The sequence below is a fragment of the Sphingomonas jinjuensis genome (assembly GCF_014197105.1).
Classification (GTDB): domain Bacteria; phylum Pseudomonadota; class Alphaproteobacteria; order Sphingomonadales; family Sphingomonadaceae; genus Sphingomonas; species Sphingomonas jinjuensis.
This window is the reverse complement of the sequence record NZ_JACIEV010000009.1, coordinates 184,734-199,605: the sequence shown is the minus strand read 5'-3', so window position 1 is coordinate 199,605 and position 14,872 is coordinate 184,734. Positions and strand designations below refer to the sequence as shown.

Sequence of the window (14,872 nt, the reverse complement as noted above, 5' to 3'; positions counted from 1 at the left end):
GTTATGCCACGTGCGGGGCTCGGCATGGCGGCGGCGACCTTCGTCGTCGACCAGCTGACCAAGATCGCCGTAACCGACGGACTGAAGCTGAACGAGCTGACCGCGGCGCGCGAGATCACGTCCTTCTTCAACCTGCGCTTCGTCGCGAATCACGGCGTGTCGCTGGGACTGCTGCGCGCTGACAGCGACATGCAGCGATGGGTGCTGGTCGCCTTCACCGCCGCCATCGCGGTGGCGGTTGCGGTGTGGATGACGCGCGAGAAGGCGCGGGCGGACCAGATCGCGCTCGGCGCGGTGCTGGGCGGTGCGCTGGGCAATATCCTCGACCGGATGCGCCTGGGCTATGTCGTCGATTTCGCCGATCTGCACTTTGGTGATTGGCGCCCGTTCCTGATCTTCAACGTTGCCGACGCCGCGATCACGCTCGGCGTCGTCGTCCTGCTTGTCCGCGCGCTCCTGATGCGCGACAAGCGCGGCGATCTTCCGGAGAATCCGAATGCGTAAGTCAGTTTCGCTCGTCGCCGCGGTGGCGGTCGCCGCGCTCGCCCTCTCGGGCTGCGCCCGTGGCGGCATCAACCGCGTCCGCCCCGACGAGTTCGCCGTGGCCCGCCAGGCGCCGCTGGTGATCCCGCCCGATTTCGCGCTGGTCCCGCCGCAGCCTGGCGCCGCCGCGACCAACCCGCAGACCGCCAATGCGCAGGCCGAGACGTTGCAGGCGCTGTTCGGCGGCCCGGCGCGCCGCAGCGCCAGCGAAAGCGCGACGATCGACGAGGCCGGCGCCACGTCGGACGAGGCGGGCATCCGCTCGTCGGTCGGCGACCCGTCGACCACGGTGGTCGACAAGGGCTCGACCACCCGCGACATCGTCGCCGCGCCGCAGGGCGACGGCCAGGACGCGCGGGCGAAGGCGGGCAACTGATCCTTTCGCAACGCTGCCACCCCGGCGAAGGCCGGGGTCCAGCTGCTAGTGGTATGCCGCGACCGGCATGCGCTGCCACGACCTTCGCCGAACCTGGGCCCCGGCCTTCGCCGGGGTTGTAGTTCAGGAAGGGTTTGGCCCGCCCTCCTTCGGCCAGCCGCGGATATAGATGTCCTGCTGGCTGAACGGCACCGAGACGCCGTGCTCCTTGAACAGCCACCACAGGCGGTTGAGCACGTCGGAGCGGACGTTGCCGATCCCGTTCTCGGCGTCGCTGATCCAACACAATATCTCGTGCTCGATGCCGTCGTTGCCGAACTCGAGCAGCCAGACGTTCGGCTTGGGGCTCTTCAGCACGCGCGGACTCTCGGCCGCGGCCCGGAGCATCAACTGCTGCGCCATCCTCAGGTCGCAGCTGTAGGCGACGCTGACGGGCACGCGCACGCGGACGTTGCGGTCGGAGAAAGACCAGTTCTCCACCTCCTGCGTCATGAGATTCTCGTTGGGAATCAAATGCTCCTTGCCGTCGCGCGTCAGGACGCTGACGGCGCGGACGCCGATCTTGTTGACCCACCCGACCTCTCCCTTCTGGCCGACGACGATGACGTCGCCCGGCTTGATCGATCGGTCCATCAGCAGGATGATGCCGGCGATCAGATTACCGATCGTCTTCTGCAAGCCGAAGCCGACCGCCAGGCCGAATGCGCCCGAAAAGACGGCGAACGCGGTCAGGTCGATGCCGAGCAGGTCGATGCCGACGAAGAAGGCGGAGACGACGATGACGATCCCGGCGATCTTTTGCGTCAGCAGCTTCTGCGTCGGGTCGAGCGAGCGCGAGCGGCTGATCGAATGGCCGATCACGCGGTTGGCGAGGCGGACCAGTGCGAGCAGGCCGATGACGATCACCATCGCCACCGTCACGCCAAGCAGCGACAGGCGTCGCTTGCCGACGTCGAAGCCGACCGCATCGAGCGTGTCGGTCAGCGCGGTCAGGCCGCCGACCGAGCGGCTGAACAGCGCGACGAACAGGATCAGTGCCACCGTCCACGCCGCCCAGGCCGCGATGCCGAGGCCGCGGAGGACCTGGTGCGCGGTCAGCATCGCTGCCGCGCCGAGCGCCAGACCGATCTCGAGCGCCGCCAGCCCGCTCCACGGGTGAGCCACGGCGACGATGCTCAGCGCCAGTGCGGCGACGCCGTGGCGGGTGATCAGCGCGAGGCGCGGGGCAAGGCCCTCGACATGATTGGCGACGTGCGCCTGCCACCAGCCGGCAATCCGCGGCCCGACGTTGCGCCCTGCGAGCACGCCGAGCATAAGGCACAGGAGGATGAGCCCGCCCGCAATGGCCATCTCGATCGCATCGACGCGCGAGGGGATGGGAATGCCGCGCGCGGTGAGGAACGCGACGACGTCGTTCACGCGCCCAAAGCCGCGCGATAGGCGGCGAGGCCCGCGTCGAGGTCGGCGATCAGGTCGGCGGGATCTTCGAGGCCGATCTGGAGGCGGACGAGCGGGCCGGCAAACACGGGCTTGGTCGCGGTGCGATAGCGCGCCGGATCGACCGGGATCGCCAGGCTTTCGTACCCGCCCCAGCTGTAGCCGATGCCGAAGAGGCGAAGGGTATCGATCAGCGCCGCCCGCTCGCGCTCGCCACCGTCGGCGAGAACGAAGCCGAACAGCCCTGCACCGCCGGCGAAGTCGCGCATGAAAATGTCGTGGCCGGGGCAGGAGGGGAGGGCGGGGTGGAGCACCTGCGCCACCTCGGGCCGCTCGGCCAACCAGCGCGCGATCTGGAGTGCCGAGGCCTCGTGTCGGTCGAGCCGAACCGCCATCGTGCGCAGGCCGCGGCTGCCGAGCCAGCTGTCGTCGGGGCTGGCGACCTGGCCCAGCTGGAAGCTGGTGTCGCGCAGGCTGGCGTAATGCCCCTCGGCCGCGGTCACCGATCCCAGCATCACGTCGCTGTGGCCGACGACATATTTGGTGCAGGCCAGGATGGTTAGGTCGACGCCATGCTCGATCGCGCGGAAGCGCAGCGGCGTCGCCCAGGTGTTGTCGAGCAGGGTCGTCACCCCGCGCGCCTTCGCGGCGGTACAGATGGCGGGGACGTCCTGAACCTCGAAGGTCAGGCTGCCGGGGCTTTCCATCAGGATCGCGCGGGTCTTGTCGCCGATCAGGTCGGCGATGCCGGCACCGATCAGCGGGTCGTAGTAGCGCGTGGTGACGCCGAAGCGCTTCAGGAAGCCGCTGGCGAACGAGCGCGTCGGATCATAGGCGCTGTCGGTACATAGCAGCTCGTCGCCCGGCGATAATACCGACAGCAATGCCGCCGATACCGCCGCGACGCCCGAGGGATAGAGGAACGTCGCTTCCGCGCCCGGTTCCAGCTCGGTCAGCGCATCGGCGAGCGTCCATTGCGTCGGCGTGCCGCGGCGGCCGTAGAACAGCCGATGGTGCGTGTCCGGCCCGCCGCGCGCGCGCAGGTCGGCGACATTGTCGTAGAGGATGGTGGAGGCACGCCAGACCGGCGTGTTGACGATCCCCTGCGTCCATTCGGGCCGCCTGCCGGCACCGACGACGCGGGTCGAATCGCCCATCGGCCGGTTGCGATCGCCGCTCATGCGCCGGTGACCTTGGGCGTGTGGGCCTGCGCGCCCCATTCGGTCCAGCTGCCGTCGTAGACCGCGACGTCGTGGCCGAGCAGGTGCGCCGCGAAGGCGATGGTCGAAGCGGTGACGCCCGAGCCGCAGGTCGCGACGAGCGGACGCTGCCAGTCGATGCCGACCTCGGCAAACACCGCCGCCAGCTCCTCGCCACGCTTATACGTGCCGTCGGCGGCGAACAGCCGGGTGTAGGGCAGGTTGGCCGCGCCGGGCATATGGCCGGGCGCGACGCCGGGACGGGGATCGGCCTCGGCCCCGGTGAAGCGCGCCGCCGAGCGGGCGTCGACGACCTGGGCCGTGCCGCGCTCGACGATATCGCGCATCGCGGCAAGGTCGCGCACGCCGACGTTGCGGTCGCGCGGGGTCAGGTGCGGATGGCGGACGGTGGGTGGCTCGTCGTCGAGCGGGCGGCCCTCGGCGCGCCACTTGGCGAGGCCGCCGTCGAGGATCGCGACATCGGGCATGCCGAAGCTGCGGAACATCATCCAGGCGCGCGCCGCGGTGCGCCACGGGCTGTCGTCGTAGAGCACGACCCGCATGCCATCGCCGACGCCCAGCGCGGCGAGCCGGCTGGCGAACTTCGCGGGCGAGGGCAGCATGGTCGGCAGCGGGCTGTCGGTATCGGCGACCTCGGTCAGGTCGAGGAACACCGCGCCGGGAATATGGCCTGCGTCATATTCAGCGCGAGCGTTTCGTCCCGTCGCCTTGTCGACATAGGTGCAATCGAGGATCGCGAGTTCGCGGGCGCCGCGCTCTTGATCGAGCCAGCCGGTGGAGACGAGCGGTTCCATGGCCCCAGTCAGTATCCGCCGGGTCCGCTCGCGTCGAGAGAATCGAGGAAGCTCTTGGCCTGGCGGCGGGTCGCGCGGCGATCGGCCTCGCCCTGCTTGGCCCAGTTGCGATAAGGCATCGACAGGCGCCGGTTGCGGCCCAGCTTGTCTTCGTGCCGCGCCAGGAAATCCCAGTAGAGCGCGTTGAACGGGCAGGCGTCCTCGCCGATGCGCTTGCCGACGTCGTAGCGGCAGCGACCGCAATAATCGGACATGCGGTTGATATAGGCGCCCGACGAAATGTACGGCTTGGACCCGACGAGCCCGCCATCGCCGAACTGGCTCATCCCCAGCGTGTTGGGAAGCTCGACCCATTCATAGGCGTCGGCATAGACCTCCAGATACCATTCGTGGACCTGTTTCGGGTCGGCGCCGATCAGCAGCGCGAAATTGCCGGTGATCATCAGCCGCTGGATGTGATGGGCATAGGCGTTCTGCAGCGTGCCGCGAATCGCGCTCTGCAGGCACTGCATGTCGGTGTCGCCGGTCCAGTACCAGCCGGGCAGATTGCGTTCGTGCCCGAGGAAGTTGCGGTCGACATAGTCCGGACCTTCGCGCCAGTAGATGCCGCGCATGAATTCGCGCCAGCCGATGATCTGGCGGATATAGCCCTCGACGGAATTGAGCGGCGCCTTGCCCGCCGTGTAGCGCTCGGCAACCGCCCGGCACAGTTCCAGCGGATCGAGCAGTCCCGAGTTGACGTAGGGCGACAGGACCGAGTGCCAGAGATACGGCTCGTCGGTCAGCATCGCGTCCTCGTACGCGCCGAAATCCGGCAATGCATGATCGAGGAAGTGCCGCCGCTGCCGCAGTGCATCGGCCCTCGTGACCGCGAAGTCGAAACCGTCGAGCGTTCCCGGATGATTGTCGAAGCGGGCGGCGACCAGTTCGAGCACGTCCCGGGTGATCGCATCGGGCGCGAACGACAGGGGGCGCGGCATCGTCAGGTCGCGCTGCGCTGGCTTGCGGTTCTCCTTGTCAAAGTTCCACTTGCCGCCGACGGGCTTGCCCTTGTCGTCGACCAGCAGCCCGGTCTTCACCCGCATCTCGCGATAGAACCACTCCATCGTCAGCTCGCGGCGACCCTCCGCCCAGGCGGCGAATTCGGCGTGGGTGGCGATGAAGCGATCGTCGGCGCGGATCTCGACGGGCAGGCCGAACAGCGTCTCCCAACTGTCGAGCATCGCCTGGACGCGCCATTCGCCCGCCTCCGTGACGATGAGGCGGGCCGGTGCGTGTCGCTCGACCGCCCGCGCCACTTCGCTCGTGAAGCTGCCACTGTTGTCGGGATCGTCGAGCGTCACATAGTCGACCTGCCACCCCGCCTCGCGCAGCGCCGCCGCGTGGTGACGCATCGCCGACAGGATATAGGCGATCTTCTTTTTGTGATGGCGGACGTAGCCGGTCTCGTCGGTCACCTCCATCATCAGCAGGACAGCATCGGCCTTGCCGACGCGCTTCAGCGAGGAGAGGTCGAGAGACAGCTGGTCGCCGAGAATAGGGATGAGAGTGGTCACGTAGGCGCGAACGCACCAGCGCGCGATGCGTTCGCATGGGCGAACTGGCATGATCCGTCCGATCCCTCTATCTGGCGCGGCATGAACCCCATGCACCTCGGCCAGAACAGCGCGCTGCCTGCTTCCCCGGAAGAGGCGGTGCTCGATTACGTCCCCAACCCGCGGCCCGGCCGGACCTATCTGGTCCGCTTCGCCGCGCCCGAATTCACCTCGCTGTGCCCGGTCACGGGGCAGCCCGATTTCGCCCATCTCGTCCTCGATTATGTGCCGGGCGAGACGATCGTCGAATCCAAGTCGCTGAAGCTTTTCCTCGGCAGCTTTCGCAACCATGCCGCTTTTCACGAAGACTGCACCGTCGGCATTGGCGAGCGCCTGGTCGCGGAAATGAAGCCGGTGTGGCTGCGGATCGGCGGCTATTGGTATCCGCGCGGCGGCATCCCGATCGACGTGTTCTGGCAGAGCGCCGCGCCGCCGCAGGACCTGTGGCTGCCCGACCAGGGGGTTGCGCCGTATCGCGGCCGCGGCTGAGCGTTCGTGCCGGGTTGTTGATCGCAATCAGCGCGATCTATTTTGTTGCATCGCACCATTCATGCAACCATCTTGCCAATCAAAGGTTCGTTCAGGGACGGGACAGCTTCGCTTGGCGGGCATTCCGTATCGACGAAAGGAAGATGTGGGGTGGACGGATCGATGCAGGCTATCGAACGCGTGGCGCTGATCGGTAATTTCTTGCCGCGCCAGTGTGGGCTCGCAACCTTTACGACCGATGTCTACGACGCGTTGCGGACGCGCTTTCCGGACTTGGCGGTCGACGTCTATGCGATGGATGATCGCGACGAATCCTATGACTATCCCGAAGCGGTGGTCGGTACGATCGTCCAGCAGGACCGTGGCGCCTATATCGAGGCCGCGCGTCGGATCGACGCAAGCGGCGCGCAGGCGATCCTGGTCCAGCACGAATACGGCATCTACGGCGGCCCCGCGGGCGAATATCTGCTCGCCCTGCTCGATCGCACGACGCTGCCGGTCATCGTGACGCTCCACACCATCCTCGAGAAGCCGAGCGCCGACGAGCGGCGGGTGATGGAAGGCCTGTTGCGCCGCGCATCGCGCGTCATCGTGATGGCCGAGCGCGGCCGCGATATCCTGACCCGCGTCTACGCTGCCAATCCGCGGCAGATCGCGATGATCCCGCACGGCGTGCCCGATCGCGAGCTGATCGATCCCGCGATGCGCAAGGAGCGCTTCGGCTGGGCGGAGCGCGAGGTGGTTTTGACGTTCGGCCTGCTCGCGCCGAACAAGGGGCTGGAGACGATCATCGAGGCGCTGCCCGCGCTGGTCGAGCGGCATCCGACGTTGCTCTACGCGGTGCTCGGCGCCACCCATCCCAACCTCGTCGCGCACGAGGGCGAAGCCTATCGCGATCGGCTGAAGGCGCTCGCCGAGGAATTGGGGGTGGCCGACAACGTCCAGTTCGTCGGCAAGTTCGTCGAGACCGAGGAGCTGCTGGATTATCTCCAGGCCGCCGACATCTACGCAACGCCCTATCTCAACCCTGCGCAGATCACGAGCGGCACGCTGTCCTATGCGGTCGGCGTCGGCAAGGCGGTGGTTTCCACCCCCTATGTCCATGCCACTGAAATCCTTGCCGATGGTCACGGCGTGTTGGTCGATTTCCGCGACGTCGCCGCGTTCGCGCGCGAGATCGACCGCCTGCTGTCCAACCGCCGCGATCGCGAGCGGCTGTCGCAGCGCGCCTATGCGCGTGGACGTACGATGATCTGGCCGCGCTTGGCCGAAGCGACGGTGGAGCAATTCCGAATGGCACTTGATTCACAGCCGCGTCGTTTATCGAGGGCATCCGTAATGCGACCGCTGGCCCCCGACTTTGCGGCGGTCGAGCGCATGAGCGACGCCACCGGCATGCTTCAGCACTCGATCTATTCGGTGCCCGATCGCCGCCACGGCTATTGCATCGACGATAATGCCCGCGCGCTGATGCTGATGAGCGCGATGCAGGACATCGATCCGATCCAGCGCGACAAGTGGACGACGATCTACGCCTCGTTCGTGCAGTTCGCGTGGAACCCGGAAACTCAGCGCTTCCGCAACTTCATGCGCTTCGATCGCAGCTGGTGCGAGGATGTCGGGTCGGAGGATTCGAACGGTCGCACCCTGTGGGCGCTCGGCGTGACCGCGCGCGATGCGCAGGATGCCAAGCACCGCGATTGGGCGACGGTGATGTTCGACGCCACCGCCAGCCTGGCGTTCGATCTGGGCAGCCTGCGCGCCCAGTCGTTCGCGATGCTCGGCGCGGCGGCGATGCTCGAAGCGCGTCCGGGCCATGAGCTCGCCCGATCGATCCTGCAGCGCTTCCCCGACGCCCACCTCGCCCTGCTGGAAGAGGCGCGTCGGCCGGAGTGGAGCTGGTTCGAGATCGTCCTGGCGTATGACAACGCCCGGTTGCCGCAGGCGCTGATCGTGGCCGGTGCCTCGCTCGGTCGCCAGGATCTCATCGATTGCGGGATCGAGACGCTGAACTGGATCGTGTCGAAGCAGACGTCGCCCGAGGGGCGCTTCCGCGCGGTCGGCACCGAGAGCTTCCACCGGCCCTATGCCGAACCGCTGCAGTTCGATCAGCAGCCGCTGGAAGCGCAGGCAACGGTCGAGGCGTGCATCGCCGCGTACAAGGCTACCGGCGACAAGCGCTGGGCCGACGAGGCGGAGAAGGCCTATGGCTGGTTCCTCGGCCTCAACGACCTGGATCTGCCGCTCGTGTCGCCGGCCGATGGCGGCTGTTTCGATGGCCTGATGCCGACCGGGCTCAATCGTAACCAGGGTGCCGAGTCGATTCTCGCGCTACAACTTGCGAGCTGCGCGATTTCGGGGCTTTCAATCGCGACCCAAGGCGTGGCAGGGGCGGATCGCGCCGTCGCCTAGCGCCCTTGCTGGCGACGCCGTGAAGTGACGACGACAGCGGGACGCGGAGCAGCGATGGACCTCTTCACCCACCGGCTGCGGTTGCATGCCGATCCTTCGCGCGTGGTGGTGCGGCCCTTTCATATCGGCTGGAGCAAGAGCGCGGGCGGGGTCAGCCGCACCGAGCGACTAATCCGCGAAGTACTCGAGATGTCGCCGCGTCAGGTGACCGCCGAGCTCGAGCTGGTGCTGAAGGACTTCGAGGCGCGCCACTGGCAGACGCGGCGCGTGTTCATGACCCGCTACGACGAGATCGAGACGCTGCTGGAATTGGACGGCGCCGAGATCGGCGACGAGCGCCGCCAGCTGATCGGTGCCTATTTCTGCCAAGAATATAGCTACGCCGCCGCCGCGCTAATGAATCCGAGCGCGGTGCCGCATCACGACCAGTCGGGGATGCCCAAGGGGTCGATGCGGATCCTGATGAGCCTGCGCGCGGTGGGCGAGGGGCATATCTCGTCGGTCGCCTTCCGCGAAGGCATCATCACCGATAGCCGTCAGCTGAAGCTGGCGCCCGAGCCGCCCTTCGCAACCTCGACCGACGTAATCGGGCGCGACGAAAATCATTTCCCCGAAGGTCCCGTGACCGTCCATCGCAACCGCGATTCGACGCTGTCGGGCACCGTCATCTTCCCGATGACGGAGGCGCAGTCCAAGGGCCTGGAAGACCTGCGTCTCGTTCATTTCACGCACGACGACGGGTCGGTCGAATGGCTCGGCACCTACACCGCCTATAACGGGTCGCAGATCCAGTCGGAGCTGCTGCGCACGACCGATTTCCGCGCGTTCGACCTGGTGCCGATGACGGGCCCGGCGGCGCGGAACAAGGGCATGGCGCTGTTCCCGCGCAAGGTCGACGGCCAGTATATGACGATCGGCCGGTCGGATGGCGAGAACCTGTTCCTGCTGAAGTCGGATTCGCTGACCCATTGGGAAGACGGCGTGAAGATCCTGACGCCGCAATTCCCCTGGGAGCTGGTGCAGATCGGCAATTGCGGGCCGCCCATCGAGCTCGACGAGGGGTGGCTGCTGCTGACCCATGGCGTCGGTGCGATGCGTAAATATTCGATCGGCGCGGCGCTGCTCGACAAAAACGATCCGTCGAAGGTGCTCGGCCAGACGCGCGAGCCGATCCTCGCCGCGAAGGATCAGGATCGCGAGGGCTATGTGCCCAACGTCGTCTACTCGTGCGGCGCGATCAAGCACGGCGACACGCTGTTCCTGCCGTACGGCATTGCCGACAGTTCGGTCGGTTTCGCCTTCGTACCGATCAGCGACCTGCTCGCGGCGATGTGACGGCGGGGGCGAGGGTAACCCGCCCCTGCGTCATGTCGAAGCCAATCGATACGCTCGCCCGCGGACGACGCGTTTCAGACCCCGGTCTGCAGGAACCAACGATCCTCGCCCTCGACACCGATCGCCGTCAGGATGCCGCTCTCATAGGCGCCGGTGTCGATGCCGATGCGGTTGGGACGGATGTCGGGCTCGGCGGTGATGGTGTGGCCGTGTACGACGAGCGCGCCATAGCTGCCCTTGTGGCTGAGGAACGGCTCGCGGATCCAGCGCAGGTCGGTGCCGGTCTGTTCGTGCAGCGGCACGCCGGGGCGGACACCGGCATGGACGAAGATATAGTCGCCGCTGCGCGCATGCTCGGCCAGCCCCGCCAGGAAGCTCAGATCCTCGGCGGGCACCGCCCGCTGGATCAGGTCGGGCACCTCCGCCAGTGCGCAGTCGTCATAGTCGTCGGGATCGACGCCATAGCTGACCAGCGTCTCGCGGCCGCCGAAGCGGTTGAATATCGACAGCGCCTCGCGCTCTCCGCGGCTGGCGAGCAGCAGGAGTTCCTCGTGGTTGCCGGCCAGCACCGTCGTCGAGCCGCGATCGACCAGCTGGCGGGCGCGCGCGACCACCCCGGCGCTGTCGGGCCCGCGATCGACCAGGTCGCCGAGCAGAACGATCCGCACATGCGCCGCGCCGCGCGCGTTACTGTCGGCATCGATCATCCCCAACAATCGATCGAGCTCGTATCGACAGCCGTGGACGTCGCCGATCGCATAGACGCGCTCACCCGGCGCCGCGGTCAACGACACGGCGGGCGCGCGGCCGAAAATCTTACTCAACACCATCCAGCACGCATCTTCGTCGGAAACCTCGGCTCATAAGCGGCACGCGGGCCGCGCTCAACCACGCAAAACCGCACGGCGTCCCAATCCGGCGCGCGTTGCCTCGGGTCGCAGCCTCGGCTAAAGGCCCGGCGCTGCGGGGTTAAGCAGGCGGCATGGTTGATCTTGAACGGTTGGAGCACGCGTGCGAGCCGCATCCTATGGTCTTAGCGACGCGCCGCAACGGGCGAGCGGCGCGATGAACGGCACGGGCCAGGCCTGGGGCGCTCGGCTGCGCTACCAGTTGATCGGCTGCGCCCTGTTCGGCGCGTTACTGCCGTATCTGCTCTTGATCCTGGAGATCGGCAATCACCGGCTGCTGCCGCCGGTCCACCAGGGCTTCATCGGCAGCTTCGCGGCGATCGTGATGGGCATCTGGCTGTTCCGCAACGTCAGTACCTATCCTGGGATCGAGCGCAGTGCCTATGTGCTGCCGGCGTTCACCCTGTCGTACAGCGCGCTGCTGTTCGTGCTGGTGGTGGGGCGGGTCGATTATAACCGCACGCTGCTGCTGGTCGGCTATGTCGTCAGTGTCGCGTGGATGACGTTGCTTCAGGCGCGCTACCAGCGGCGGACGGGGCTTCGCATCGGGGTGGTGCCGCTCGGCGACACCGACTCGCTGCGCACGGTGCCGGGTGTCGATTGGGTCACGCTGCATAGCGCTGACGCACGGCTGAACCACCTTGACGCGGTGACGACCGATCTTCGGATCGACCTGCCCAACGACTGGGACCGCCGCCTCGCCGATCTCGCGCTCGAAGGCGTGCCGGTCTATCACACCAAGCATCTGGCGGAATCGCTGACCGGCCGCGTCGAGCTGGAACATCTGTCGGAGAACAGCTTCGGCTCGCTGGCGCCGGTGTCGGCGTTCATGTCATTCAAACATCTGGTCGACTGGATCACCGCGGTGGCGGCGGCGATCGTGCTGCTGCCCTTCCTGTGCGTGGTGGCGATTGGCGTGAAGCTGTCGTCGCCGGGGCCGATCCTGTTTCGCCAGCCGCGGATGGGCTACAAGGGCCAACCGTTCACGGTCTACAAGTTCCGTACCATGACCGTCGCCGAGCCCGCTCCGGAGGCCGCGCGCGAGCATGCGATGACCCAGGTCGGGGATCAGCGTGTGACGCGGATCGGCCGCTACCTGCGCCAGATGCGTATCGACGAGCTGCCGCAGATCATCAACATCCTGCGCGGCGAGATGAGCTGGATCGGCCCCCGTCCCGAGGCGGTGGTGCTTAGCCACTGGTACGAGAACGAGATTCCCTTCTACCGCTATCGCCACATTGTGCGGCCGGGCGTGACCGGCTGGGCGCAGGTGTGCCAGGGCCATGTCGTCGACGTCGACGACGTGCGCAGCAAGCTTCACTACGACTTCTATTACATCAAGCATTACTCGGCCTGGCTCGACCTGCTGATCATCGCGCGGACGATCCGCACCGTCTTCACCGGCTTCGGATCGCGGTGACGGCGACGGACCCTCACAGCCGCGCCATCGCTGATTTCGACCGCAACTGGACGTATCGGCCGTCGCCTTTCGATGCGCAGCTGGCGGGGTCTCGCCTGCTGCGGCGGATGCTGCTGCGCGGGCGGGCGCCACGGGCGCAGACGATCGTCGCGGCCGATGCCGCGGCACGCTGGACCTGCTACTTCGCCTATCTGCCCGACGGCGTCGCGGCGCCCCTCCACCTTTACACGCTCGACCGCCTTGCCGCCGAGCCGGGGCGGCTGCTGGTGGTGTGCGCGACCGACTCGCCAGACGCGATTCCCGCGGCGATCCGCGAGCGGGCGGATGCGCTGATCTGGAAGAGCCTGGGTGGGTTCGACTTCAGCGGATACCGGCTGATGCTGCGCCATCTGGCGGAGCGATCGCCCGGTGCCGATGTGTTCGTCATGAACGATTCGGTGTTCGGTCCCTTCGCCTCGCCCGCCGCGGTGCTGGCCGATCGGGCCTGGGACCTGACGGCATTCACCGCCTCGACCCGGATCGAGAACCATATCCAGTCCTATGCCTTTCAGCTGCGGGCGCTGACCCCGGAACGGTTCGCCGCGCTGGCGTCGGTGTTCGGTCCGACGTTCAACCGATATACCGACGTGGTGCTGTGCCAGGAGACGCGCTTCGCCCGCGTCGCGGCGAAGACGATGTCGGTGGGCGCCTGCTGGTTCGCCGACTCCGCGCGCGTGTTCAACCCGACGCTCGACCGCGGCGTCGCGCTGGCCCACGCCGGCCTGCCGTTCGTCAAGCGATCGCTGCTGGGACGGCATGGTCATCGCGAGGATAGCGAGGCGGTACGGGCCTTGCTGGAGGATGCGGGGCATCCGATCGAGGTGCAGCCGGCATGAGCCTGGGCCGCAACGCCACCTATAACGTCGTCGGGCAGGTGCTGCCGCTGATCGTCTCGCTGACGGCGGTGCCGCTGTACCTGCATCTCGTCGGGGTCGAGCGTTACGGCGTTCTTGCGATCGCCTGGATGCTGCTCGGCTATTTCGGCATGTTCGATCTGGGGCTGACGCGCGCGCTGCTCCAGCGGATCGCGTCGCTGCGCGATTCCACCCCCGAAGCGCGGGCCCAAGCCTTCTGGACCGCGGTGATCGCGTCCGGGATCATGGCGGTGGTCGGTGCGGTGCTCATGTATGGGGTCGGGCACTGGTACATCACCGGGCCCTTCCAGATCGGCCAGGAGCTGCGGCAGGAGGCTGTCGATGCGCTGCCGCTACTGGCGCTGGTGCTGCCGCTCGGCATCATCTGGGGGGTGCTCAACGGCGCGCTGCTGGGGCGCGAGCGGTTCCTGGAATTCAATGCGATCTCGGTGGTGACGACCGTCGCGGCGCAGCTCGCGCCGATCGCGGTCGCGTTGCTGCATGGGCCGCGACTGTCGGGGCTGCTCGGCGCTTCGCTGGTGGTGCAACTGGTGGCGCTTGTCGTGTCGTTCCTGTTCTGCCTACGCTACGTCACCGAGGGACACCGGGCGGCGCCGTCGCGCGGTGAGGCGGTGGCATTGTTTCGCTATGGCGGCTGGATCACGGTGTCCGCCTCGGTCGCGCCGCTGATGTCGCTGCTCGATCGCTTCCTGATCGGCAGCCTCGCCAACGCGGCGGCGGTCGCGACCTATGCGGTGCCGGCGCAATTGGCGCAGCGGTTGAACATCATCCCCAATTCGCTGTCGAACGCGCTGTTCCCCAAGCTGTCGGCCGAACAGAACCGAGCCCATGCCACTGCCGTGTCGCACACGTCGACGCGTGCGGCGGGTGCGATCATGGCGCCGCTGGTGATCGGTGGCATCTGCCTGATGGGCCCGTTCCTGGCGCTGTGGCTGCGCGGCGCGCTGGGCCGCGATGCGGTGACGGTGGGGCAGATCCTGCTGATCGGCTGGTGGCTCAACGGCCTGGCCGCCAGTCCTTTCACGTTGCTCCAGGCCGATGGCCGGCCGCGGGCGACCGGGCTGCTGCATCTGGCGGAGCTGCCGGCCTATTGCGCGTTGCTGTGGTGCCTGACGCTGATGTGGGGCGCGGTGGGGGCGGCGCTCGCCTTTTCGATCCGCTGTGCGATCGATTCGCTGGCGATGCATCTGCTGGCATTCGGGCGCAGGCTGGACCTCGTCGTCTTCGCCCTGCCGACTGCGCTGATGATCGTCGCGGTGCCGCTGGTGGGCGCACTGCCGATAAGCCCGCTGCCGCTGGCGACGGCGGCGGCCGCGATCGCGATATCGAGCGGATGGGCATGGCGCGTCGTGCCGCCCTCCGTCCGGCAGAGCCTGATCGGCCGCGCGAGTTTCCTGCTGCGTCGACGCCACGCGTAATCGGACGATCG

At 67.4% G+C, this 14,872-nt stretch carries 13 protein-coding genes; 8 read left to right on the top strand and 5 right to left on the bottom strand.

From position 1 onward, the window contains the following. The first annotated feature begins 3 nt into the window (after positions 1–3). Positions 4–504 carry a signal peptidase II gene (lspA, locus tag GGQ80_RS15220; protein ID WP_183986420.1) on the top strand — a complete coding sequence of 167 codons (501 nt, stop codon included), beginning with the start codon at positions 4–6 and terminating at the stop codon, positions 502–504. Beyond that, positions 497–919: a DUF3035 domain-containing protein gene (locus GGQ80_RS15215; RefSeq protein ID WP_183986361.1), complete on the top strand. Its 423-nt coding sequence runs from the start codon at positions 497–499 to the stop codon at positions 917–919. Before lspA ends, GGQ80_RS15215 begins: the two co-directional genes overlap by 8 nt. A gap of 123 nt (positions 920–1,042) precedes the next feature. On the opposite strand, the gene GGQ80_RS15210 is transcribed toward GGQ80_RS15215, so the two are convergent. From GGQ80_RS15210 to GGQ80_RS15195, 4 genes are read right to left on the bottom strand one after another with little or no spacing between them, the layout of a single operon-like run. Beyond that, positions 1,043–2,338 carry a mechanosensitive ion channel family protein gene (locus GGQ80_RS15210; RefSeq protein WP_343051070.1) on the bottom strand — a complete coding sequence of 432 codons (1,296 nt, stop codon included), beginning with the start codon at positions 2,336–2,338 and terminating at the stop codon, positions 1,043–1,045. Then, entirely contained in the window at positions 2,335–3,537 is a 1,203-nt protein-coding gene (gene metC / locus GGQ80_RS15205; protein ID WP_183986359.1) for a cystathionine beta-lyase, read from the bottom strand. Before metC ends, GGQ80_RS15210 begins: the two co-directional genes overlap by 4 nt. Beyond that, a complete protein-coding gene (locus tag GGQ80_RS15200) occupies positions 3,534–4,370 on the bottom strand; it encodes a sulfurtransferase (RefSeq protein WP_183986357.1) in 837 nt (278 codons plus the stop codon). The genes metC and GGQ80_RS15200 overlap by 4 nt, the downstream gene beginning before the upstream one ends. An 8-nt stretch (positions 4,371–4,378) precedes the next feature. Beyond that, on the bottom strand, positions 4,379–5,977 hold the full coding sequence (locus GGQ80_RS15195; protein WP_183986355.1) for a cryptochrome/photolyase family protein: 1,599 nt from the start codon (positions 5,975–5,977) through the stop codon (positions 4,379–4,381). Positions 5,978–6,007: 30 nt separating this feature from the next. Here GGQ80_RS15195 and queF point away from each other — a divergent pair, with 30 nt between their 5' ends. From queF to GGQ80_RS15180, 3 genes are all read left to right on the top strand, one after another. Beyond that, positions 6,008–6,454 carry a preQ(1) synthase gene (gene queF / locus GGQ80_RS15190; RefSeq protein ID WP_183986353.1) on the top strand — a complete coding sequence of 149 codons (447 nt, stop codon included), beginning with the start codon at positions 6,008–6,010 and terminating at the stop codon, positions 6,452–6,454. Between the two features lie 162 nt (positions 6,455–6,616). Beyond that, positions 6,617–8,866: a glycosyltransferase family 4 protein gene (locus GGQ80_RS15185; RefSeq protein ID WP_183986351.1), complete on the top strand. Its 2,250-nt coding sequence runs from the start codon at positions 6,617–6,619 to the stop codon at positions 8,864–8,866. Positions 8,867–8,920: 54 nt separating this feature from the next. Beyond that, complete coding sequence (locus GGQ80_RS15180; RefSeq protein ID WP_183986349.1) at positions 8,921–10,201, top strand: glycoside hydrolase family 130 protein; 1,281 nt, start codon at positions 8,921–8,923, stop codon at positions 10,199–10,201. Between the two features lie 74 nt (positions 10,202–10,275). Here GGQ80_RS15180 and GGQ80_RS15175 read toward each other — a convergent pair whose 3' ends face one another. Then, the gene (locus tag GGQ80_RS15175) at positions 10,276–11,031 is read right to left on the bottom strand and encodes a metallophosphoesterase family protein (protein WP_183986347.1); all 756 of its coding nucleotides are present in this window, start codon (positions 11,029–11,031) and stop codon (positions 10,276–10,278) included. 181 nt (positions 11,032–11,212) lie between these two features. On the opposite strand from GGQ80_RS15175, the gene GGQ80_RS15170 reads away from it, so the two are divergent. From GGQ80_RS15170 to GGQ80_RS15160, 3 genes are read left to right on the top strand one after another with little or no spacing between them, the layout of a single operon-like run. Further along, positions 11,213–12,529, top strand: coding sequence for an exopolysaccharide biosynthesis polyprenyl glycosylphosphotransferase (locus GGQ80_RS15170; protein WP_183986345.1), 1,317 nt, complete (start codon positions 11,213–11,215; stop codon positions 12,527–12,529). Next, on the top strand, positions 12,526–13,404 hold the full coding sequence (locus tag GGQ80_RS15165; protein ID WP_183986343.1) for a rhamnan synthesis F family protein: 879 nt from the start codon (positions 12,526–12,528) through the stop codon (positions 13,402–13,404). The genes GGQ80_RS15170 and GGQ80_RS15165 overlap by 4 nt, the downstream gene beginning before the upstream one ends. Further along, positions 13,401–14,861: an oligosaccharide flippase family protein gene (locus GGQ80_RS15160; RefSeq protein ID WP_183986341.1), complete on the top strand. Its 1,461-nt coding sequence runs from the start codon at positions 13,401–13,403 to the stop codon at positions 14,859–14,861. Before GGQ80_RS15165 ends, GGQ80_RS15160 begins: the two co-directional genes overlap by 4 nt. Positions 14,862–14,872: the final 11 nt, after the last annotated feature.

Excerpts from the sequence above, each read along its gene's own strand:
- metC (WP_183986359.1), bottom strand. The coding sequence starts at position 3,537 with ATGAGCGGCGATCGCAACCGGCCGATGGGCGATTCGACCCGCGTCGTC.
- lspA (WP_183986420.1), top strand. The coding sequence starts at position 4 with ATGCCACGTGCGGGGCTCGGCATGGCGGCGGCGACCTTCGTCGTCGAC.
- GGQ80_RS15160 (WP_183986341.1), top strand. The coding sequence starts at position 13,401 with ATGAGCCTGGGCCGCAACGCCACCTATAACGTCGTCGGGCAGGTGCTG.
- GGQ80_RS15200 (WP_183986357.1), bottom strand. The coding sequence starts at position 4,370 with ATGGAACCGCTCGTCTCCACCGGCTGGCTCGATCAAGAGCGCGGCGCC.
- queF (WP_183986353.1), top strand. The coding sequence starts at position 6,008 with ATGAACCCCATGCACCTCGGCCAGAACAGCGCGCTGCCTGCTTCCCCG.
- GGQ80_RS15180 (WP_183986349.1), top strand. The coding sequence starts at position 8,921 with ATGGACCTCTTCACCCACCGGCTGCGGTTGCATGCCGATCCTTCGCGC.
- GGQ80_RS15195 (WP_183986355.1), bottom strand. The coding sequence starts at position 5,977 with ATGCCAGTTCGCCCATGCGAACGCATCGCGCGCTGGTGCGTTCGCGCC.
- GGQ80_RS15185 (WP_183986351.1), top strand. The coding sequence starts at position 6,617 with ATGCAGGCTATCGAACGCGTGGCGCTGATCGGTAATTTCTTGCCGCGC.
- GGQ80_RS15175 (WP_183986347.1), bottom strand. The coding sequence starts at position 11,031 with ATGGTGTTGAGTAAGATTTTCGGCCGCGCGCCCGCCGTGTCGTTGACC.
- GGQ80_RS15215 (WP_183986361.1), top strand. The coding sequence starts at position 497 with ATGCGTAAGTCAGTTTCGCTCGTCGCCGCGGTGGCGGTCGCCGCGCTC.